The 22,909-nt window shown below is 43.8% G+C and carries 18 protein-coding genes; 9 read left to right on the top strand and 9 right to left on the bottom strand.

Annotated features, from left to right (window positions below):
* The first annotated feature begins 160 nt into the window (after positions 1-160).
* From ACM0OX_RS17725 to ACM0OX_RS17700, 6 genes are all read left to right on the top strand, one after another.
* The gene (locus tag ACM0OX_RS17725; RefSeq protein ID WP_414516396.1) at positions 161-3,505 is read left to right on the top strand and encodes a hypothetical protein; all 3,345 of its coding nucleotides are present in this window, start codon (positions 161-163) and stop codon (positions 3,503-3,505) included.
* Between the two features lie 33 nt (positions 3,506-3,538).
* Positions 3,539-4,354, top strand: coding sequence for a hypothetical protein (locus ACM0OX_RS17720; RefSeq protein WP_414516395.1), 816 nt, complete (start codon positions 3,539-3,541; stop codon positions 4,352-4,354).
* 20 nt (positions 4,355-4,374) lie between these two features.
* A complete protein-coding gene (locus ACM0OX_RS17715; protein WP_414516394.1) occupies positions 4,375-5,493 on the top strand; it encodes a hypothetical protein in 1,119 nt (372 codons plus the stop codon).
* 158 nt (positions 5,494-5,651) lie between these two features.
* Complete coding sequence (locus ACM0OX_RS17710; protein ID WP_223278179.1) at positions 5,652-6,383, top strand: hypothetical protein; 732 nt, start codon at positions 5,652-5,654, stop codon at positions 6,381-6,383.
* A gap of 17 nt (positions 6,384-6,400) precedes the next feature.
* A complete protein-coding gene (locus ACM0OX_RS17705) occupies positions 6,401-8,035 on the top strand; it encodes a hypothetical protein (protein ID WP_414516393.1) in 1,635 nt (544 codons plus the stop codon).
* 173 nt (positions 8,036-8,208) lie between these two features.
* Positions 8,209-8,979: a hypothetical protein gene (locus tag ACM0OX_RS17700; protein ID WP_414516392.1), complete on the top strand. Its 771-nt coding sequence runs from the start codon at positions 8,209-8,211 to the stop codon at positions 8,977-8,979.
* 248 nt (positions 8,980-9,227) lie between these two features.
* Here the strand turns inward: ACM0OX_RS17700 and ACM0OX_RS17695 are convergent, their stop codons facing one another.
* The 3 genes from ACM0OX_RS17695 to ACM0OX_RS17685 all read right to left on the bottom strand — a co-directional run bounded on the left by ACM0OX_RS17695 (position 9,228) and on the right by ACM0OX_RS17685 (position 14,389).
* Positions 9,228-9,710: a type II toxin-antitoxin system VapC family toxin gene (locus ACM0OX_RS17695; RefSeq protein WP_414516391.1), complete on the bottom strand. Its 483-nt coding sequence runs from the start codon at positions 9,708-9,710 to the stop codon at positions 9,228-9,230.
* On the bottom strand, positions 9,703-11,007 hold the full coding sequence (locus tag ACM0OX_RS17690) for an AAA family ATPase (RefSeq protein WP_414516390.1): 1,305 nt from the start codon (positions 11,005-11,007) through the stop codon (positions 9,703-9,705). Before ACM0OX_RS17690 ends, ACM0OX_RS17695 begins: the two co-directional genes overlap by 8 nt.
* A gap of 658 nt (positions 11,008-11,665) precedes the next feature.
* The gene (locus ACM0OX_RS17685) at positions 11,666-14,389 is read right to left on the bottom strand and encodes an ATP-binding protein (protein WP_414516389.1); all 2,724 of its coding nucleotides are present in this window, start codon (positions 14,387-14,389) and stop codon (positions 11,666-11,668) included.
* Positions 14,390-14,896: 507 nt separating this feature from the next.
* On the opposite strand from ACM0OX_RS17685, the gene ACM0OX_RS17680 reads away from it, so the two are divergent.
* Positions 14,897-16,306, top strand: coding sequence for an ATP-dependent DNA helicase (locus ACM0OX_RS17680; RefSeq protein WP_414516388.1), 1,410 nt, complete (start codon positions 14,897-14,899; stop codon positions 16,304-16,306).
* 252 nt (positions 16,307-16,558) lie between these two features.
* Here ACM0OX_RS17680 and ACM0OX_RS17675 read toward each other — a convergent pair whose 3' ends face one another.
* From ACM0OX_RS17675 to ACM0OX_RS17650, 6 genes are all read right to left on the bottom strand, one after another.
* Entirely contained in the window at positions 16,559-16,870 is a 312-nt protein-coding gene (locus tag ACM0OX_RS17675; RefSeq protein ID WP_414516387.1) for an SDR family oxidoreductase, read from the bottom strand.
* A complete protein-coding gene (locus ACM0OX_RS17670; RefSeq protein WP_414516386.1) occupies positions 16,851-17,621 on the bottom strand; it encodes an SDR family oxidoreductase in 771 nt (256 codons plus the stop codon). Before ACM0OX_RS17670 ends, ACM0OX_RS17675 begins: the two co-directional genes overlap by 20 nt.
* Before the next feature lie 45 nt (positions 17,622-17,666).
* A complete protein-coding gene (locus tag ACM0OX_RS17665; protein ID WP_084227242.1) occupies positions 17,667-18,182 on the bottom strand; it encodes a cupin domain-containing protein in 516 nt (171 codons plus the stop codon).
* A 19-nt stretch (positions 18,183-18,201) separates the two neighbouring features.
* Positions 18,202-18,699: a cyclophilin-like fold protein gene (locus tag ACM0OX_RS17660; RefSeq protein ID WP_414516385.1), complete on the bottom strand. Its 498-nt coding sequence runs from the start codon at positions 18,697-18,699 to the stop codon at positions 18,202-18,204.
* Between the two features lie 46 nt (positions 18,700-18,745).
* The gene (locus ACM0OX_RS17655) at positions 18,746-19,822 is read right to left on the bottom strand and encodes an alpha/beta hydrolase (protein WP_414516384.1); all 1,077 of its coding nucleotides are present in this window, start codon (positions 19,820-19,822) and stop codon (positions 18,746-18,748) included.
* Between the two features lie 75 nt (positions 19,823-19,897).
* Positions 19,898-20,044 (bottom strand): hypothetical protein, encoded by a 147-nt coding sequence (locus ACM0OX_RS17650; RefSeq protein ID WP_414516383.1) that lies wholly within the window; start codon positions 20,042-20,044, stop codon positions 19,898-19,900.
* 18 nt (positions 20,045-20,062) lie between these two features.
* On the opposite strand from ACM0OX_RS17650, the gene ACM0OX_RS17645 reads away from it, so the two are divergent.
* Both ACM0OX_RS17645 and ACM0OX_RS17640 read left to right on the top strand, forming a co-directional pair.
* Complete coding sequence (locus ACM0OX_RS17645) at positions 20,063-20,989, top strand: AraC family transcriptional regulator (RefSeq protein WP_414516382.1); 927 nt, start codon at positions 20,063-20,065, stop codon at positions 20,987-20,989.
* 722 nt (positions 20,990-21,711) lie between these two features.
* Positions 21,712-22,776, top strand: a complete 1,065-nt coding sequence (locus tag ACM0OX_RS17640; RefSeq protein WP_414516381.1) for a hypothetical protein — start codon at positions 21,712-21,714, stop codon at positions 22,774-22,776.
* Positions 22,777-22,909 lie beyond the last annotated feature (133 nt).

The raw sequence follows: 22,909 nt of genomic DNA, 5'->3' as shown, positions 1-22,909 counted from the left end.
AAAACATTCGTCATAACTCATCAGTGGGGGATGAGCATAGTTGATCTAGACAACTTTGAGAGGTTTATGACAAGAAGAAAAGTCCTATTCTCCCCCTTATCTTCACTTGTCACTTCTTGGTTGACTGACTACTAATGCAGCACCAGAGAATTATACAAATATGGCACAAGACAATCGAGAATTCATCAAAGTCAATCGGATTCTAGGCAAGCAAGCCAGCATTGGGCCAATTCCGGCTGAACAGCTACTTCCTTGGATTGCCATCATTGTAGTTTGCTATGTTCTCACCAATGGTTTACTCAGTTTGGGTATGGGTTGGTTCTTTGCCACCTCCTTCTGGCTAATTATCAGTTGGTGGATTCTCACAGGCAAACAGCCCCATCAGTTTTTAGATCGATGGCGTAATCCACCAGGAACAGAGTGGTGCAATAGTAACAGCATTTATATCTCACCGATCCCTGAATATCGACCCTGGTGGGTGCGTCGGCGTTACGCAGACTCGCAAGTGCAAATCCGATTCAAGCCGCTGATTGTACCGAATCAATATGGAGGCAAAAGTAAGCTCATGCCCTTCCAAAATGAGGTAAACATCTGCTGTATTGCAGAAATTAAGAAGGATGATCGTGAAGTGGCTGCCCTGTTATTGGATAAAGGCAACTCTCAGTATCAACTCGTGTTTGGGTTTCGCATCGCTGGACTGCATGACATACTACATGAAAATGAGGTTAGCGAATTTGCCCACTCTATCGAAGAGGGTTTGAAAGAACTACCCCCCGGTGAAAAAATTACTTTTTGTACAGGCTGTTATAGTGATGATACTGAGTCATATCCCCTACAGACAGGCTCTACCAAGCGAGTACCGCACAAACGCCAAACCCCACTTACTGCCTTAGCAGACGATTGCCACTTGAAACCAGTTTCTGTGCTGCTTCGCAACGAGCAATTGCGGGTGGAACAACTCAAGGAAGCAGGTTCTCGCCAAATCTGGAATCAAATTGCCTTCTGTACTTGGACGAGCGATGATGAAGCTGGTTCACAGCAAAAGGATTTTGTAGGTGGACTGATTGAAAAATTCAGAAAATTTGGCTCTTGGGCAGTTGAACTGATTACAGGGAACAAACGCATTTACCAAGAGGAGTTTTTCAAAAAGCTCTTACTGCAAGGGTTTCAGCAAGGATTCATTCAGTGGGAATTGCTGCTCAATACTAAAATTGGCTTAGAAGTAACACCTTGCAATGCTACAGATTTGTGGCAGTGGCTTTGGAATCGATTTAATGAGGGTGCAGCACCTCCTATTCCCCAAGTTATTACACTCAAGGAGACTGAGACGGGACTGGAGTTAACAGAAACCCTAACCACCGATAAACACATCTGTACATTACTGATTGAAGGACAACAAGGACGTTCCGCTTGTCCCGAACATCGGGGAGATAATGACCGAGTTTACCTCACAGGTAAAAGCAAGGTTTGTGGAGTCATGGTTGTAACAGATCCCCCCGTTGGTTGGTCTAATGCCCAAGAGCAGCTAAAGTGGGTTTGGAAAATCCTTGCTTCCAGCTACGTCCACGATACAGAAGCTTGGATTGAAATCAGCCGCAGCAACGACTTCTTAATCCAAGACAACCTGGCGCGTCAGGCAAAACAATCCAAAACAGCCCGCACTTTAGCCATAACCAAAGGACAGGGACGGGACGTTGGAGCGGAAATCAAACAGGAGGAATCCTTTGAAGCTCAACGACGACTTTATGAAGGGACGAAAGCATTGCACTGTGCGCCTGTATTTCTAGTTTACCGCCACAGTGCCCAAGAGTTAACCCACGCTTGTAACTTGTTAGCTAACAGTTTTGAGACTGCCAAAGTAATTCGGGAACGTAATATTGCTTGGGAAATTTGGCTGCAAACCCTACCAATTACCTGCAAATGGTTGCTGCACGGAGGCAATCTCAGCGAACGCAGAATAACTTTAGATACCAATACCGTAGCTGGAATCATGCCCCTAACTGTCCCCAAGGACATTGATAAACAAGGTGTGGAATTCCTTACCAGTCGTGGTGGTAAGCCTATTTATGTTGACTTATTTCACCAACAGATAGGACGCGCTCTAATTACAGGTACTTCCGGCTCAGGAAAGAGCGTTTTGGGATGGCGCTTTGCTTTAGAGGCATTAGCGAACAATATTCCCGTTGTTGGTATGGATATCTCTGCTAGTGGTAACAGCACTTTCAAGACGGCAATTGAGCTTTTGGGCGAGCAAGGAGCATATTACGATATTTCCAGTGGCAGCAGTAACCTACTGGAACCGCCAGATTTGCGACGCTTCGACAAGTCAGAACGGGAACGGCGGATGGAATCTTGGAAGGACTTTATTCGCAAAGCATTAACTGCGATCGCAATGGGTAAAGTTGAAAACCCCCATCTAGCTCAACGGGTTGATGCCTTGCTAGTCAAAGCTTTGGACGTATTTTTAAAAGACCCAGAAATTATTACTCGCTACAACCGAGCATTTGAGATGGGTTGGCTTTCACCAGAATGGCAGCAGATACCCACGCTACCAGATTTCGTCAAGTTCTGCACTAGAGAGCGCCTTAATCTGAGATCCTTTGAAGAGATTGACCGACAGGCACTTAACCAAATCCAAAATCAGGTTAGCGCTTTACTGGCATCTAAGTTGGGGAAAGCGATCGCTCGTCCCAGCACTTTTTCCCCATTACCGGCGATTAAATTCTTTGCTCTCAGTGGATTGAGTAACGAACAGGATGCTTACTTGATGGCAATTAACGCCCATAGTGCCTGTATCCGTAATGCCCTATCCCATCCTAAGAGTTTGTTTATTGGCGATGAGCTTTCCGTATTGTTACGTAAAGATGGCTTTGCCCAGATTATAGGCGAAACCTGTGCCACGGGAAGGAAAGAAGGCATTGCTGTTCTGCTGATGTCCCAAGATCCGGATACCATTTGCGAGTGTTCAACAGGCGCTCAAATTATGCAGAACATGACCTACCGGATTACCGGACGTATTACCAGTAGCGGTATTGCTTCTTTCCAACAGTATCTGGGCTATCCCGTCAATATTATCAGTCAAAATGCGACTGAAGCATTCTTGCCCCGTACCAGCGACCTTTATTCCTGCTGGCTAGTAGAAACAGGTGGTAGATTCTGGCGTACCCGCTTTTACCCTGGCGAAATGATGCTGGCCAGTGTTGCCAATAACCAAGATGAACGGGAAGCACGAGAACGGGTGATGGCTCAGTATCCAGATACCGCTAAAGGCAACTTGTTAGGACTGAGAGCGTTTACCGATGCTTACATTCCGGCTTTGAAGGAAAACAGAGGGTTTAAGCATATTGGTCAACAGATACATCAAACCGCAGCATTGCGCGATTGGCTACGCCCAGCCGTAAGTCCTGCGGACATCCACCAAAGCGGAGCATCTCTGCAAGGAGAAAGCGATCGCCCAGAGAATAACGATGACCAACAGGCTCAAGAACGCCTGATTGCAAGTTGATATATCTAAAAACTGCATTAAGGAAGGTGAATCATGAAATCTAAACTTACCTCTATCAGATTGATAGCACCGATTCTAATTTTGTCACTTGGTTTTATCGCCAGTCCAGCCCTTGCTCGCACTCAAGACAACGGTCGAGATCCAGTAGCTGCTGCTGTTAGTAACAAAACTACTGGTAGTAGTATTTTCACCGCAGACACAGCATCTCAAATCAATGATTTTGTGGGAGATGTCAAAAATTTCGCTCAAAATGACCTATTTAATCCTCTTGGCAATCTGCTCAATTCTGCCTTGGGTGCAATTCAAATTCCAGATTTAAACAAAGTTTTGGCAGGAATCATGAACGGTTCAGCCAACAACGACCCTGGTGCCGTGCTGTCTGAAACTTTGGAGAACAAAACCAATGGTCAAAGCTCTTATGGTATCCGTGAAGACCTTGGTAAATATGCTACTAGAACAGTTGCTACAGAGATCGCTAATCAGGCTACTTGGAGCCAAACAGCCCAAAGTCAGATGGCTCAAATTAAGCAAGCTACTCAACAAGATACTCAAGAAAACGTCAGCTTGGGTGAGGAGTCCCAAAGTTTAGATGTCACCCAACAGATTTTGCAAAACCTATCCCAACAGACTGCCCTTAGCAGTCGCGTCAACGAGCGGATGCTTATTGAAGCCCAGCAAGCACGCATTGACAGGGCATTGAGTAACACCTTAACCGCTCAAACAGCCAAGGAACTTTCAGCCATCAATACTGCGGATCGCCGTAAGAGTGTTGCCGCAGGCAATGCTGCCACTCAACAGGCGGGGTTATTGATCATGCCTGGTGGCATTACCCTTGGTTCTGACAAGTAGTAGCTTTGATTTCGACACTCATGATCCACATTATTGCTCAATCATTTCCAGTAACAGGCGGAGAATCCGATGCCCTAGAAATTATCTCCAGTTCTTTAGAACTTTCTCGCGCCACAGTTGAGTCGTGGAATACCGTCTGGCTAGTTACTTTAGATCCGCTCGGTTCAGCATTATGGATTGGCTTGATTAAATTGGGCATCACTTTGGGAGCTGCCAGTATCTTATTTGTAGCGCTGACCACTGGTAAAGAAATCATTGAAAAGCAATCATGGTCAGAACTGGCATCAATCTTTGTTTGGCCCTTCGTGATTATGATTTTCTTGGGGGCCAACGGCAATATGCTGGCAAAGACAATTACTGTTATTCGAGGCTTCGCTTACAACCAAGTGCAAAGCGTTCTTCAGCTTCAAGTTGGTGAACTAACATTTCGAGATGCTATTACCAATGTGGCAATTAGCAGTATCGCTAGACAACAGCTAGAAAACCTCTATAGCGAATGTCAAGGAAAAGTCGGTACAGAGTTAGTTGAATGCTGGAACTCAAAGCAAGCCCAGGCACAGGCAATTGTTACCAAAGCTGAAGAGGAAGCTAAATCTCCACTCCAACCACTACGAGATTTTGGTAGTTTTCTCTGGAATAGAACTTTGCCTGGTCAAATCGGTACTGCTGTTCAGTTTGCCAATGATCCAGGTAGTGTGTTTCGAGATACTGCCATCCCCATTATTCGCTTTATCCTGTATGCCCTGCAATGGGGCTTTGTAAATATTTTGGAAGCTGCTCTGCTGCTGACGGCATTATTTGCACCGATCGCAGTTGGTTTATCTTTGCTGCCATTGCAAGGTCGTCCTATTTGGGCGTGGCTGACAGGGTTTATTTCCTTGTTTGGCGTTCAACTTAGTTACAACATTTTAGTAGGTTTAGCAGCCGTCGTCCTGGTGAAGTCTGGTGCTGAATTAGCATCTGATGTAGCATTTTTATGTTTCCTGAGCATCTTTGCACCAGTTTTGGCGGTATTGATAGCTGGAGGTGGGGGAATGGCAATCTATAACGGCATTTCTGCCAATGTCAAAGGTTTAATCGATATTTTTAGCAGTGCCATTGGAACTGCAACCAGTATTGCTCTACTCCGTAGGGGGTAATACCAATTTTGGATTTTAGATTTTGGATTTTGCGGAAAGTCCCCAGTCCCTAGTCCCTATTTTCAAGACAGGCATCAGAACTTTCCAAGACGAATTAAAAACCTTTAACACAAGGCTGTTCCAGGATTCTCAAACAATACTACTTATGCCAATTTGGTATGACTCTGCAAATTAAACGACTTCAAGCTCCATTGCTTCCAGAAGCCAAAAACCTCCTAGCTGTTTGCTTTATCTGCCTAACTGCATTTAACGGTCTGATATTTTTGTTGACTCTATTCACCGCTTTCAGGGTCAATAAAATTGCCGATCGCAAGACGACCTTTGCCCAGTTGGTAAATGGCGAGACAATCTACATTTCTGAGCAAGACCGTAACTGGCGCTATCCAGCTGTAATTCAAAAGGTAGTTAGTGACTGGACAACCCTGACATTTAACTGGGATGACAAACTCACTGGCACTAATCAACCAGACCAAGGCATTCAAGTTGGTAGAAATGGGCGGATTCCTACAAATACTTGGTTTGCTTCCCTGCTACTAGAACCGGAATTTGCCAAAGCTTCTCTACCGAAGATTGCCGAATTAGTTCCTACTAGCTTCTTTTCAGGTCAGCTGCGTAGCACCACTATTATTTCTTATTTGTCAGAACCAAGAGCAGTACGACCTGGGGAATGGGAAATAGATATGATTGCTACCCGTATCTTAGTTGACCGCACTACTGGTAGAGATGAGCGTATTCCTTTTAACCGCACCTTTACCGTTCAAGCAGTGGAGATTCCCCGATCTCCTTTAGGTAAAGATGCCCCCCTGGTAGAACAGAAAATTTATGAAGTGCGATCGTCTGGACTGCAAATTACCAAGATGGTTGAGTTCAATTCTCAGCAACGACGCTAAAGGAAAAAGGTAGAATTATGAGCAATTCAAATCAAAACCATGAATTTGACTACCTAAATGAAAACTCTGGTGATTCTTCGCCGGAATTCAACAGTACTAACGGCAATCATCGCTCTACCCAAGCCACTTTGGTGGCTGATGATGATATCAGCCCTGAAGAGGAGCAGTTGTTGGCAGGTTATAACCCTACTGCAAATCACCTCATTTCCGAAGAATATCGCTTGAAACAAGATGCAGAAGGAGCAGTAGAGCGACCGTTAGCAGAAAAACCTAGTGTTCGACTAGGTTCAGTAGTTGCCTTAGTGGGAATGGTTATTGGCTCTGTAGCCCTGATCTGGTTTGGATTTCTCCAACCGAAACCTCCTGTCAAACAAGTAGTCCAAACTCCTACTACATCTCCAAAAGACGAACCAGTTTTAGATGAATCTGCCGAACTGAAAAGCAGATTAGCGTTTCAAGACCAACGGCAACAACTCAAAGTAGAACCTGTTGCGGCTAAATCCCCAAGTCCAACCCTACAAAATAAACCTAAACCAACGCCATCTCAACCTCAAGAGACTTTTTCGCCGCGCACAACTCCTACATCACGCATAACACCAATAACTCCTGTAAGAATTTCTCAACCTGCGCCCCCAGTAGTGCGGTATATTTCTCCAAATCCTGTAAGTTATCAAGCTTCAACACCAAGACGACAGCCTGAAAGTAATGTCGATCCTTTCCAGCAGTGGAGTCAACTAGCTAGCCTGGGACAGTCGCAAATCGGTAACTCTAAAGCAGCTGAAACTCAGTCAGAAGTTGCTGTTAACACTCAAACTCCAACAGGCTCGAAACCAACAGCTAGGCCATCCATTTCCACTCCCGAAGACCCTGGTATTCAAACAGTTTTAATTGGCTCCAAAAGCACTGATAGTAAAACTGATAACTTGACTCCAGGAATGGTAGGTATCCTCAATCGCACCCCTGTAGCTACAACCAATCTCAATGTCAATGAAACTAAAGAGGTAGCACTGGGTACATCTGCCACAGGTAGAATTATCATGCCGATGATTTGGGATCAGGGAGGCAATAATAAGAGCGATCGCTTTGCCATCGAATTAACCAAACCTCTCACAGCCACAGATGGCACGGTGGCACTCCCGGCTGGTACTGTTTTAGTAACGAAAACAGTGGCAGTAGGTAAAAAGAATAACTTAGTATCTGCTAGTGCGATCGCGCTTATTTACCCTGACTCCCAAGGCACAGTCAAACAGGAAACCATTCCGGCTGAGACTTTGTTAATTCGTGGTCGAAGACAGCAACCGTTAATTGCTAAAAAGCTGAATGATGTGGGGACAGATATTGCCCAACAAGATTTATTAGTTGGATTACTCAGTAGTTTGGGTAAGGTGGGAAGCATAGTGAATCAGCCCCGTACTCAATCTAGCACTGTTGTTTCTAGTGGCACTTTTAACCAAAGTACTATTAGTAGTAACTCTAATCCTCAGATTTGGGCGGCGGCACTAGAAGGCTTTTTTAGTCCAGTCAGTGAACGTCTGTCTAGACGCTCTGACCAAGCAGTACAGGAATTACTACAACGTCCAAATATCCAGTTTTTACCTGAAGGTACAGAAGTCTCGGTTGTCGTCAATAGTTTTTTGAAAGTTGAACGATGATACCAATTTGGTATAAGTAGCCAGCAATTTAAAATTCAAACAGATTGAAGTCGAGTTATCTACAGCATTCTGGCTCTTGAATAGATACAAACTGAACGTTCTACAACTTAATCTTTGAGATTACTGGAACAGCCTATAAGTCAAAACTTCTAGTCCAAAATTCTTTCATTGGTATGAAACAATTTGCCACTCTTGTTATTGCTAGCACCACAATACTATTTGGGGTAACGATACCTGTTGTACAGGCACAAGCACAAACTCCTGCATATCGCTTGATTGAACGGGATATGGCTGCAAGCAATAGGATTCAGGTTCAAATTACTCCAGGACGTGCTACGCCTATTAGCTTCACTCAAACCGACGAGGCGATCGCCTACATTTTGGTAGCAGATCCTTCACGACTGGTCTACACCACAGATACAGATTTAAAAAACGGACGCGCCACAACCATCTTTCTGAGGGCAATCCAACCACTAAAGTTTCCAGGGGCTACCACCACTGCCATTACTAACTTACTTGTCCAAACTGTAGACAAAACGGGACAAAAGCGACTCTACAACTTCGATATCGTTCCAGTGCGTAGAAACACTGGGTATGTTGGTATTCAGATTGCAAATGCGATTACCTCTGGCACTGCGCTAAGACGCGGAGCGGCTTCTGAAAGTAGCGCAATCGCTGGACAACAGACACTATTAATAGATAAAAATCGCAGAGCTAGAGTAGATGATATTGAAACCGGGCTGAGAATTGCTATTAATCGGGGTTACACCAATAAAAGCGATCCAGTTGTTCCTAAAGTGCAGCAAGTTTTATCTCTGTTGCGAAATAGCAGAATAACAATCCCAGAAGCAGCTACATCTGTTGGTGTTCCAGTTGAGGTTATTTCTGAATTAGGAAGAATCGCCTTAAATGACCGTCTACTCAGATTAGGACAGCAACGCTAGAGGTTATGCATTATGCACTGGTTAAAATACATTTCTTTTTACTAAATTCAGATAATTCAGAATTTGAAAATAGAAAAATTAATTAATGCAATAATTTTGAAGCAGGGAGATAGCGACGGTCAAAAAGCCAACTGAGTGATAAGTCAGTAAGCATTGCTTAATGAGATTATTTGAGAATTTGTTGAGAACACAGGCTTCTTAATGACAACATACGTTCGCCCTAATCTCGATGCTGATGCTAAGTATTGTCATTTTCCCCTTTGGTGATAATTCTGTAAATCGCTGTCCAGTGACCAGATAAACACTTCACTCATTTGGAAAAGATTACAGGACTTATGAAATTCCTGAATGATGCTCATATCTCCAAAGCTGGTTCCTTCTGACTTAAGACGAGCTTTGTTTCTGCCAGCCAGATCGGGGAAGTCGTCAATCCACTCCAATATCTCTGCGGTGTTCGGGAATGTAGTAGGTCTCCAGGGAGCTACGCCTGTGAATGCCTCTTTAACTTCTTTAACAAAACGTAGGGCAGTTTTCCTTCGCATTGTGCCATCGCCGTTCTGGGCAATGTGGTTGCCTGTTTCAAGTATCGTCGCCATAGGCAACAAAAAAGTACAGCCAGATTGAGCATAGGTCTGAAAATCTTCGAGAACTGATGCTCTATGCTGATTATAGTTGGGGACGTTGAGTATTTCGAGGAATATGCTGGTATCTATCAGGCAGATACTACTCATTGCCGTACTCCTGCAAACGAGACAGCCATTCCATAGCTTGCTGTTTTCTGTCTTCAGGTGTGTGCGGCGACTTAACAAACCGATCCACTACCCCAGCAGTTACCAGTTGACCGAGCGGCCCCTGAGATATCAGACTGGGGAAATCGTACATATCCCCAAGCCGTACAAGGCGGCTATCTCCTGACTCTGGATCTCGGAAACAAAACACTACATCACCGAGAGCCGCATCGGGTAAGGCATCCATTAGGGCTGGGTTGTGGGTAGAAAGCAGCACCCGCAATTTCCGCCGCTCGGCAATATCCCGGATGCTGGCGAGTAGATGCTGGGCGCGGTTGGGATGAACGCCGTTGTCGATTTCCTCGATTACCACTAAACTACCAACGGGTGCCGATAGCATAGCCGCCGCGATCGCTAACACCCGCAAAGTACCATCGGATAACAATGCCGCCTCACAATAGCGACGGGTATTGCCAAAGGTTTCTGCTAGTCGCACCATGACTTCATCCCGTGGGCCGAAAAGGAAATCTAGCCCATCTATAGCCTGTTCTGGTAGACTCTGGATAAAGTTGAGAATTGCCTGTTGATTTTCGGCTTGGTTCTCCCACAAGCGATACAGGACGCTGGAAAGATTGGTACCATCTTCTTGTAATCGCTTATCAGATTTGAAACTGTACTCGCGCATTCTGGCGGGGACGGGATCTAGAAACAGGATGTTCTTTAAAACTCGTTGATATTCGCGGACGGTTTCAGGAATTATCTTTTGGGATTTGGGGTACTTTGGATCAAAATGGGCAGGGGTGTCTAATTGCACGAATATAGCCATCTGATCGCTGCACGTTACTCGTGGCTTGTTCTTCCCTTTTGTAAAGTTGTTATATGCGACACCAACATCAGTCCCTACTCCTTGAGAAGGCTGATCTAGGTCATATAGCGGGACTTGACTTGTCGAGCCAACGATTCGCTCACTACTGATGTGCAGTTCTCCGTCACGCACATTCAGGGTTATATCGAGTTGGTTCCAGTCTGGGTAGTCTAAACGGCAACCAATGGTAAAATTTGACTCTCCTCTATGGCACAAGTCATTTACTCGACCGCGTACAACGCGCTCTGCACTATTTACTGCATATTGAATGCTAGAAAGTTTTTGTCCTTGTGCCAGCCATGACAGAAAGCGCAGACCTTCAAGGGCATTACTTTTGCCTGCGGCATTGGCTCCGATTAGTACGGTTAGCGATCCAAGGGGCAATCGGCTTGTACTGTAGCTTTTGAAGCTGGCGAGGGTAAATTCTGTCAGCATGGCACTCATCTTACAATTATCATTTCAAGGCTCAATGGTGGAGGGAGGCGAAGAGGGCATCGAGTTCTGACAGTGAGGCGTGGTGACTCATCTCTAAAGCCCGTTACTGTGAGTCGGTTATTGTGCAGGTTCCGAGTTGGGGACAAATAATCTCTATTGCCTTACTCTTGAAAAAAACAATTCTGTGTTCGTTATCTTCAGAGTCTCCTAAAGTGACTCGTTTACGGATGCTCATGTTTTTCATATCAGAGACGGTATTCTCAAAGAAATCCGATTGATGCCCACAGTCGCAGCGAAAGGATGATGGATACAGTTCTATTGCCATCTTACACACCATGACTTACCCCGCCAAATACTACCATGCTAGTCAGGCGATATTTGACAGGAATAGTAAGGTAATCAGTGGGGTATTCAAGCAAGAATACCTCACTCGCTAGCTGAAAGATGTCCAGAAAACCCCGTGAGATCAAACCAGGATACTGTTATAGCGGTTATCGATTGGATGAGAACACCAAAGTCCTTGCTGTCAAATCATTTCAGCAAAGTTTTTGTATCTCACTGAACTGCACACCGCTATATCACATTACCATTCGCTGCAATAACCGTGAGTTTCAGTTAACTCACCACGAATGCCGTCAGGTGATTGCTATACTCTTGATCAAGTTTTTAATACCTTGATTATCTTGTCCACGAGTTCCATTGGATCAATTGGCTTGGCAATAAAAAGTTGAAACCCTGCTTTTAAAATACGTTGCTCATTTTTGGCTTCAGCAAAAGCAGTGAGAGCGATAGCCTTCGGCATAACTTCGTTTACCGCTGGAATTTGTCCCCCTTGCTCTCTAGTGTGGGAGCGAACCTGACGAATTAAGGTAAAGCCATCCTCATCTGGCATACTGATATCACTAATCAGTAGTGCAGGCGATTGCTGTTCTAAAAGTGCCAATGCTTCTTTTACTGATGCTGCCACTAATACATCTGCTCCGGCGCTCTGAAGAACAGTCTGCATTAACATCCGAGCATCTGCATCGTCATCCACAACCAGAATGCACAAGTTCTGCAACTGGGTAATTTTCTGATTGCCATGCAGCAATTCTGCTACTACTAGTTCCTTATTACTCAACTGCTCTGTCATTGTCACGATAGGTAGTCTCACCGTGAATGTCGAACCCTTGCCGAATCCTGCACTGGCTGCTGTGATATTGCCATTGTGGAGTTCTACAATTGTGAGAGCGATCGCAAGTCCTAACCCCAATCCACCAGCAGAACGAGTAGTGGAAGCATCACGCTGACTAAACCGCTCAAAGACGAATGGTATAAATTCTGCTTCTATGCCCCTCCCTTGATCGATAACAGTAATCTGAGCCTGAGACTCAACTTGTTCCAACCTCACCTCTACACTTTCATTCTTGGAACTAAACTTGATTGCATTTGAAAGCAAATTCCAAACCACCTGTTGTAAACGAATGGCATCACCTAAAACGTTGGATACAGCAGCATCAAGATGTAATTGAATTTGAATACCCTTTGTTTCGGCTGACAATCGAATAGTATCTGCTGCTGACCGAATTACACTTGCTAAATCAACAGATTCGATTTCCAAATTCATCTCGCCCTTCTGCATCCTAGCCAGATCCAGCAAATCGTCAATTAAGCGAACTTGTAGACGGGCATTCCGCTCAATCGTTTCCAGTCCCTCAATTTTCAGTGCTTCATCCATCTCAGATTCAGTTAGCAATAGTTGCGCCCAGCCATGAAGATTATGCATGGGAGTACGTAACTCATGAGACAAGACAGCGACGAATTCATCCTTTACTCGATTTATTTCTGCCAGTTCCTCAGTCTTTTGTCTCAGTTCTTCCTCTACACGCTTTTGTTCGGTGATATCAATACCGATTAAAAATGCGGCTCTGTTCTGGTCATATTTTTGAGCCACAATTAAATAGCTACGATCTGCGCTTATGGATTTCAACTCATATAATGCTTCAGATTGATCTCCAGCAAAGAAATTTTGCACGAACTCACGAAACCCATTACCACTAGCTAAGAAGCCAATATCCTGACCAACAAAAGCTTCGGGAGGCAAATTAAAACTATCAGCTAAGTGCTTATTGACACCTAGATAGCATAAATCGGAACTGACCCAAGATACAATTCCAGGTACAGCCTCCAGTACAGTCTGCAACTGATCTCTAGCAGCTTGCAATTTTCTTTCTGCCTGGTTGCGCTGGGTAATATCTAGAAATACACTTACACATCCCCGCACTTTTCCATCTTCATCAAATAAAGGGGCAGCATACTGCGACAGATTAATTCTCACACCATCATTACGAACCACCTCAATCTCAGAATCCAGTATTTCCACACCATGAGTGGTAGCATATTGCATAGCTAGTTCTTCTGGAGCTAGTTCTCTGCCATCCTGGTAAACTTTAAAGTTAGTTGGACGTTCATCATTAGGAGCGCTGAGAGAGGCATTTGCGTCAACAGGTATGCCAAGCAGTTTAGCAAGAGCCGGATTAGCTCGAATAGTTCGGCATTGTGGATCTTCTGCAATGCCAATGCCAGTTGGAATCACCTCTAACAAAGTTTGTAGTTCTTTAACTCGTCGATTTAAAGCTTGGTTTAGCTTGATAATTTTTGCTTCTGCTTGTTTGCGGTTCGTGACGTTTTGGAAGATTGCCAAGCCAGTCAGAATTTTGCTATTTTCATCTTTAACTGGAAAAGTTTGTACTAGATAAACTTGATTGTTATAAGGAATTTCAATACACATTGGAGTACCCTGTAAGGTACTACGGTAAGCTGGTTCTATGAGTTCGTAAGTCTCAGGGAGAACAGTTTCGTGCAGCGTTTTACCTTGGAACTCTTCTTTTGGTAAACCAAAAATTTGCAGTTCTGTACCCTCAGCACCCATAAAGCGCATATCTCGATCAAAGAGAAAAACTACTCCATTGGGTAGATTTTGGGTTAATGTTCGGTATAGTTCTTCACCTTGACGGAGTGAACGCTGACTCTGTAATAAATCTTTTAGATTGATTTGGGCTTCTGTTTTATCAGTATCTGACTGCTGTTTACTTGACTGGAACTTAGCAGTTAGCGCACTGATTAATAGACCCTCGATAACAAATAATACAAATTCCAGACTATCGAGAGTAGAAGATGGATTTGTAAAAAAGTAATGACTAGCTAAAGCAGCCAAAAACACTGATGTCAATCCTGAAATGATACTACCGTACCAAGTACTTATAGCGATCGCAATCAGCCACAAGCTGAAAGAATTTGTAATTCCGGTTAGATGCTCTAGTCCCAGCTTTACTAGCAAGGTTGCTCCCACACTGAAAAATGCAATCCTGTAGGGCAGGTATTTTTGTTTGATAAATAACATAGAGATGGGAGCAACGGGATGGGATTTTGTAAGGCCGGATAAAAAACGAGCGATGTCTACGGCAGGCCACGCCTACACTAAAAACTATTTTCAGTGTAATAAAATTTTTAGTATATTTAAATACGTAGTAATGCGTAATTAGGTCTAATGTATGGTGACATGCGCGAAAATTTGTAATGACAAGAATTCAAGTAGGATTTCCGAGTAGCAATAATTTTAAGATTGAAGATGTTTACCTTCATGGAAAAAAATATATGTGCAATTTCAGATTTAACTAAATCATCTGAATCTTAAAAAACTTTGGCGTTGCATAAATGCGGCATTAATTGGCGGTTGAAACCATTGAAGATTTGTTCCAAATTGTCCGGAATTATCCCATGATTCAGCAATACCAAAACTTTTAATATATTGATTTCTGATGATGCCGAATGGATATAGAAACATATATTCCTCAAACCAGAAGGAGTATTGTTTTTCGGAGAAGTAAAACCAACAGCTATCGCTGCATTGAGTGGATCAATTAATGGAATTAGCGAAGCGATGATGATCCAAACACTTCCTACTTTCGCTGCAACAAGTTCTTTTCCATTTCAACTCACCCAACAGCAGCAAAAAGCTTTATTATCAATGTGGACATTTATACAGCCAACTGTGATGGCTGCTTTATTTCTGCTGGTTGGCTATGCAGGAACCGGCAAGTCAACTATTGTTTTCCAACTAGTTAAAGTTCTTGTCGCTGCGGGTAAGCGAGTTGTACTGACTGCACCCACTAATAAAGCTGTAGGTGTGCTGCAACGCATGGCGGCAGAAAATGGTGTAACTGGGGTAGAATTCTTCACCATTCACCAGTTGTTAGGACTGGGTATGGTAACTAGAGGTAAAGAGAAAGTACTTGACCAAACTGGGCCTTCTTACATCAATCTATTTGATGTTGTCTTTATTGATGAATGTTCCATGATTGGCAAACAACTCTGGCACTGGATTGAGGATGTTGCTAACCAATCATCCACCTGGACAAAAATCAAAATTATTCTCATGGGCGACCCAGCACAGTTAAATCCAGTTAATGAAGGAAAATCCCCTAGTTTTCAAGTGCCAGATAAAGCAGTATTGACTCAAGTTGTGCGTCAGGGAACTGGTAGCCCTTTGTTAGAGTTTGTCACCGCTTCTCGCTATGCAGTCACCAAGAGCAAGTTTCCTTTTGAGCCTTATGCCAAATATCTGCCTGATAAAAGTAATGGGGCGCTGATGGTTAAACGTCAAACTTTGCTGCGTTATGCCTGCAAAAAAATGTCTAAAGAATTTGCTCAAAACCCAGATTGTTTCCGAATTTTGTCCTGGACTAATACTCAAGTTGACTTTTATAATCAGCAGATTCGCACATATTTATATGGTGAAAATCTCAATCGGTTTATTCCTGGAGAAAGATTAATCACCAGAGATCCTGTGATGGCTCCTGATGGTAAAACTACGATTCTTTCTACATCTACAGAGTTTACTGTTTTAGATGTCTTTGGGGATCGTTACAACAACTATGATACTTGGAGGTTAAAGGTAGAGACAGATGAAGGAATTGTGCGTCAAATCTATGTTCTGCATGAAGATGAGCAAAAACAATTTGACCAAGAAACCAAACGCTTACTCAAAAGTGCCAAGCGTAATCCCTTTCTGTGGAAGCAGTACTACAAACATTCAGAGCAGTTTGCCAACATCAGAAACTGCTTTGCATTAACTGTTCACAATAGCCAAGGTAGCACTTTCTTAGAAGCGGGTATTGATGGTAAAGATTTGAGTAAGCGACTTTATCCAGAACGAGGAGATGACAGTAAGGCAGTCCTGGCAAAGATTAGAGAGTTTAATCGTTTGTACTATGTTTCTAGCTCACGGGCTAGACAACGGATATTAGTTATCCGGTGACAATGGTGTATGGGAATCTCGACCCTATCAAACGGAAATAGAGGCTGAAAAAGCTTACCTTATATCAATACCTTCGCCAATTTACGAGGGTGAGATTATGATGCTTTAACCATTAACTCCCATTTCTTTGAGGGTTGGCAAAAACAATCAGTCCTAAAAATTCCTTTAAGGTTTCCCACAAGGGTTTTTTAACGTATTGACAGCAGGATAAGGGTTTCAGATGACAAACTACATTTTTATCGAAACGCTTATTTATGCTTGCTTTTGCCACTTTTGCCAAAATTTATCTAGGCTCTTATTTTGGCAAAGGTATTGAACAACGAGAGTGTTAATTGCAGCAGGATAAATTGTCGCAGTACGAATGTTAGTCCCCTCTTGAGTAGACTCCATGCGTAGAACTTCCATGAAATCGCGCACGAACCATTTCGTCCCACCGTACACCGCACCACCTGGATAAGCTTTTAATCCAGCAACCGATGAAGTTGTGATAACATGCCCAGACTTTTGGTTAATAAATGTTGGCAACACAGCAGCGATACCATCACTACACCGTTTGACCGCCATCAACGACCAAGGCGTGCCCGACAACGAAGGAAGACGCATCCGAACACAGCCAGACCACGGCATTGGCGATCTCTTCGGGCTGTCCCATCCTTCCAATCGGTTCCTCTGAGATTACCTGTTCTCGTCCTTCAGGAGTGCCGCCGGTGAAGCGATCCATCATCGACGTGTCGATATAGCCAGGACAGACGGCGTTGATGCGGATGTTCTGCGAGGCGTAGTCGAGAGCCGCCGACTTGGTGAGTCCGATCAAGCCGTGTTTTGCGGCGGTGTATGCGGCTCCGCCCTTGATGCCTATGACCCCAGCGCCCGATGATGTGTTCACGATCGCGCCGCCCCCTTGCTTGAGTAGCAGCGGAATTTCATACTTCATGCACAGAAAAACGCCGCGCAGGTTAATGTTGACGATCCGATCCCACTCTGACTCTTCGATTTGGGCTGTTGCTGCATTCTTCTGCTCCACACCGGCGTTGTTAAAGGCAAAGTCCAGCCGCCCGAAGGTTTCGATGGTCTTGGAAAGAGCCGCCTTCACGTCCTCGCTTCGCGTCACATCGCACTTGACGGCGATCGCTCGGGAGCCGAGTTCTTCGATCATGCGTGCCGTTTCTTGATTGCCTTGTTCCGAAATGTCGGCGACCACTACATTAGCGCCCTCACGGGCAAACGCCAGCGCCGTAGCTCGACCGATGCCGTTCGCTGCTCCGGTTACAAACGCAACCTTTCCCATATAGTTTCCATTCTCGTTCGTTGTCATTTTTTAACTTCTAACTTTTATTCCAATCAAGATTTCTGAAAGCCGTCATTTCGCGTCAGCTTTATATTCCTCGTCCGTCACAGGCTTGAGCCAATTCACCTGACTGTCGCCTTTGTAGTTGGTAATTACAACGTGCGTCATCGGAGATTCGGGTGATGCACCGTGCCAGTGTTCAATGTCGGGATTGCAAAGAATTACATCGCCTTTGTTAATCGTTTTGATGGGTTTGCCTTTTTCTTGATAAAGCCCTTTGCCCATCGTCACGAGTATAGTTTGTCCTGCCGGATGGTTGTGCCAGTTTGCCCGTGCGCCCGGCTCGAAGGTCACACTGGCGATTGAAAAATTATTGTTTTCGGTTTTTGGAGCGAGTGGCTGCACATAAACCGTTCCTGTAAAAGTTTCCGCCGGGGCTTTTTCGCCCTTCGGAAAAATCGTGTTTTCAGTTTTATTTTCCGCCTTTTCCATTTTTGTTTGCTCCGTATTAGCCGATTGCTGATTGCTGCATCCAACGGCTAAAAAAAGTGCCGCGCATAATATCAATCCGATTGTTATATTTTTCATAATTTTATTCTCCCGGTGATTACTCCAATTCAAACGTCACCGTTACGTTTCCTGATCCTACTGCGGCTTCAAGCCCTGAAAGATCGTCCATCCGTCCGAGTTTTGTATAACTGTATTGCGTCGGAAATGTTTTATAGAAAAGCACTAAGGTATTGCTTCCCCAAACCATCAGATCGCCTTTGTTGATTGTTTTGGGATTGGAAGAGTCGGTCGGCAAATTGTTCGAGAAATCATATTTTTTCTCGTTGCCGTTCAGTTCATCCATCTTCAGCGTCAACGGCAGCATCGCTTTGAAAGCGTTTGCCGTCGCATTGTCAAAGAGTGTGGCATTGAAAGTCTTTGACCCGATTTTAATCTTTATCTTATTGCCTTTAGTCTCGTTGGCAGCATTACTGCTTTGATTATTAATATTCGTATTACCAGCAAATGCCGATTGGTCTTGACTGCAACCGACGGATCTGCCGAAAATAAATGCTGCTGAAAACATCATTACGATTAAGAATTTCATATTGCTCATTCGTCTTTTTTCAAAGTGAAACGACTTCTTGGTTTCTGCTTCCTGATTACTTTAGATTCGTTTTGAAAAAGCCTTCCAGCTTGTCAAAAGGAATCAGATCGGTTTTGTCGTATAAATCAACGTGTCCGGCATTCGGAACAATAACCAGTTCTTTCGGTTCGGCTGCGCGTTTGTAAGCATCCTCACTAAACTCTTTTGAGTGAGCCTTATCACCCGTAATGAAAAGCATCGGACGAGGGGAAATCGTTTCAATGTCATTGAACGGATAAAAGTTCATAAACTTAGTGTTACTGCTCAATGTCGGATGCGTCGTCAGTTCCGGCGACCCTCCCTTTGGGGTATAGTCACCTCGCGGAGTGCGGTAGAATTCATAAAATTCACGCTGAATAGGATGAGTGTTTTCATCCAACTTATGAACAGTCCCGCCCGTATATTTGGTTTCGCCGCCGGTAAACTCTGCGTAACGCTGCTTTGCAGCCTCAGCTATAAGTTTCTTTCTCTGCTCTAGGGTTTGCGAAAGATTAAGCGCATTGCGGCTCGCTGCTCCCATGTCATACATACTGACTGTGGCAACAGCTTTCATTCGCGGATCAATCTTAGCGGCACTGATAACAAAGCTTCCGCTACCACAAACTCCAATTATTCCGATTCTGTTTCTGTCAACAAATGGACGCGTCCCAAGAAAGTCAACTGCTGCACTGAAATCTTCAGAATAAATATCAGGCGCAACAGCGTTGCGTGGTTCGCCCGCACTCTCACCCCAGAAAGACAAGTCAAGAGATAATGTCACAAACCCTCGTTCAGCCATATTTGCAGCATACACGTTGGCACTTTGTTCTTTTACAGCTCCCATAGGATGCCCAACAATGATCGCCGAATGTTTTTTACTCTGATCTAAATTCTTGGGAATAAATAGATGTCCCGCAACATTCATTTTGTATTGGTTTTTAAAAGTAACCTTATACATCGTAACGTTGTCGCTTACCTTAAAAGTTGTATATCCCTTTGGTGTTATTTGTTCCATTTGTTTTGTTTTTTCTGATTGTCCTTTTTGTTCTGTTTGTGTGTAAGCTTGCCCGCTTATCATAGGAGCGATCATCGCTAAAATTAATATATATTTCATATAATTTCTCCCCTTTTGATTGTGAGATTTACAGATTGAAATTGTTGCTCTACTCACCTTAAATTTCTTCAAATATCAATCTGGTTTTATCAGCAGCGTTTCTACCGTTTGCTGTATGAGTTCAATTATGCGGGCGTGAGAACGGATAGCGTGAGGACGTTCGTCGAAAAAAACCGGACAATTCTCCAAAAAATCGCCGTGCAGCGTGCTGAACAGAAACAAAATGTTTAATATAAATTTATGAATCAAAAAGAAGCAGAATTTGAAAAGCGAAAGATGCAGCTCAATCGGGAAGAGCTGATCGAAAGAATGATTCGTCTCGCTCCCGAAAACAGCCTTGTGGAAGTGTTTCCGGGCATTTTCATATATCAATCGTCGAAACCGACCGAGAGCCAGATATCCGTATTAAAGCCTGCCTTCTGCGTCATCGCGCAGGGCAGCAAGGATGTGCTTTTGAACGATGAATTATTTCACTATGATTCCGGTCATTACTTAATCTCGACGCTTGATTTGCCGATTATGAGTAATGTCGTCGAAGCGTCCGAGGAAAAACCTTATTTGAATCTTCGCATAGACCTCGATCCGGCGCTTGTAGCTGCGGTGATGATTGAATCTGGCATCGAAACTAAAAAAAGCGGCACCGGAGTCAAGGCGATGGATGTCAGCCCAGTTGATGCCGATTTGCTGGAAGCGGTCGTCAAATTGGTGAAACTATTTGACACGCCGGACGAAATGAAGTTTCTCGCGCCGCTCATCATCCGCGAGATCATCTACCGGCTTTTAAAGGGAAAACAGAGCGCACGCCTCAGCCAGCTTATCACTACGGAAGGCGACGCGCAGCGCATCTCCAGGGTGGTCAAGCAAATCCGCGAGAATATTGATCAGCCGCTGAAAATCGAAGATACAGCCCGCGAGATCGGTATGAGCGTGTCAGGCTTTCACCAACATTTTAAGTCCGTCACGGCGATGAGTCCTTTACAGTTCCAGAAACAAATACGGCTTCAGGAAGCGCGCCGTCTGATGCTCGGCGAAAACATGGACGTGGCGATCGCCAGCTTTCGTGTCGGTTACGATGACCCGTCTTATTTCAGCCGGGAATATAAAAAACTATTTGGTATTCCCCCGCATCGTGACATCGCCAAGCTGCGTAGCAATTTAGGCCAATAAGAATTGGACAGGTTTATTGGGAGCATCCCAAATGTGCAAAAAGAGGGTGAAACGCCGATTTTATTCGTGAGTGTTTATCGTAAAGGACAAGGGGACTGTACATCAACACTTTTAATTCTCCAGAATTAAAAGTGTTCAATCCTTAGTACAAGATTAATGACCCCAGAAGATAAAAAACAGTTAGATGCTCACTTCTAAGCCATCGCCAAGATTCTGTATAAAAACACGCCACCTGAAAAAGTCCAAACTTTTGGAAGTCCCTTACTCTTACAAATCCCAACAATGGGTCAAAAGTTGGTATTTAAGTTCTGACTGGACTAATTAGTAACTCTGTACTAACCTATGTCTGCTTGTAGCCTTCTTATGTTTGGGTAAAATGGGAGAGTTAAAAAGCTGAAATTTATATAGTATAAGCTTTTTGAGCTTATATTTCCGTTTGAGCGTGAATCTCGGCTCAATGCCAAATTCAGATTAATCATTCGTCAACAATGATAACCCCGATTTATTAGATAAATAGGGGTTCTGTGCCTTGTGAAAATCACAAATTAAATAAGCTAATGAGCATTTAAGTTCTTACTACAAAGTTATCTATATTTAGTAAGCATTTAAATGATTTGTAGGAATAAAATTATAGCCCAAATGAGTGGCGAAAAGGTAAAGCTTACGCTTTATTTTACTGAAGTGAAGAAACATTATTGTTCCTAGTGAATGTGGTAAACTCAGTGATTACTAATTCAAGCGAAACCTTTCTGAAAGACGCTGTTATTGAAAGATATAACTTCTCTAAGCTGAATAAAACTCGCATACGTTTCAAGATTCAGTTAAAGAAGACAACCAAGAGTAATGCTCCAAAATGGACAGATGTTCTCAAATATTCTCAAGATGAACAAGAATCTGACTTAGTGAAGGTTACAACCTCAGAAGTTGGTTTAAAGGGCATCAAAGTTTTCAAAGCTTTAGACGAAGCAGCAAACCAACTAAGGCAAGAAATTGCTTCAGTCCAAGAATGGATGAATTATGACAATGGTGATTGGATTTGTTCTATAGACTTAGCGCCCTTGGTCTGGAATCAACTAATCGGAATTCGAGATAATATTGCACCTGTTTTACGCACTCAACTGAAAGAAGAGTATGAAAAGGGGTACACAGACTATCAAGAACGTATTGACAAATTTCTTTCACTCAATGCTTGGCAGTTATCTGTAGAACAACAACAAGAAGTTAAACAGAACTTAGCCAAAGCTTTTCCCTGCTTAGAGGAACTAGAGGACTATTTACAAGTAGTAATTGGTCGTCCTGTCATTATTCCCGCCATCAGTGAACAATTGTCAGAGAAACAAGCTGAATGCTTAGGGCAAATAACTCGGTTTATCGAACAGTATGACAGAAATTTAGAACAAACACTGAGGGAATCAGCGATCGCAGGAGGTGAGCAACTAGCAGCCCAGTTGCTCGAAGATTTGAGCAATTGGGAACCAGGACGCAAGCCAGTCAACTTCAAGAAGAAGATGGAACGCCATTTCAAAAAAGTCCAAATGCTTTTGGCTAACGCCAGTTTTGAAGCAGGTAGCAGCCTTGGACAAATGATGGCTCATCTAGAAAATGTTCTGGAAAACGCTTCTGTGGATGCCAAAAAGCTGGATTCACAAGGGCGTTCTCACTTACAGGAAAAAATGGATGAAATTTGCTCCAAGCTTCTGGATGAACAACGCCATCTCCAACGATTAGCAACTGATGAAGGTATGGGATTAACCAGAGCTACAGCGATGTCCCTCAAACTTCGCTAGAAAAAACAGTCAAGAACGTTTCTGTATCGTCCTTGATCGAAAACGAGGTGTGGGGGAGCCACTGCGGTGGACGGGTTTCCCGGCATAAAGGAGCCAGCGCTGTGGGCGGGTTTCCCGACTTGTTCGCGCAGCG

This window comes from Nostoc sp. PCC 9305 (genome assembly GCF_963920915.1).
Taxonomy (GTDB): domain Bacteria; phylum Cyanobacteriota; class Cyanobacteriia; order Cyanobacteriales; family Nostocaceae; genus Nostoc.
The sequence above is the reverse complement of the archived record's forward strand: the minus strand, read 5'-3'. Positions and strand labels throughout refer to the sequence as shown.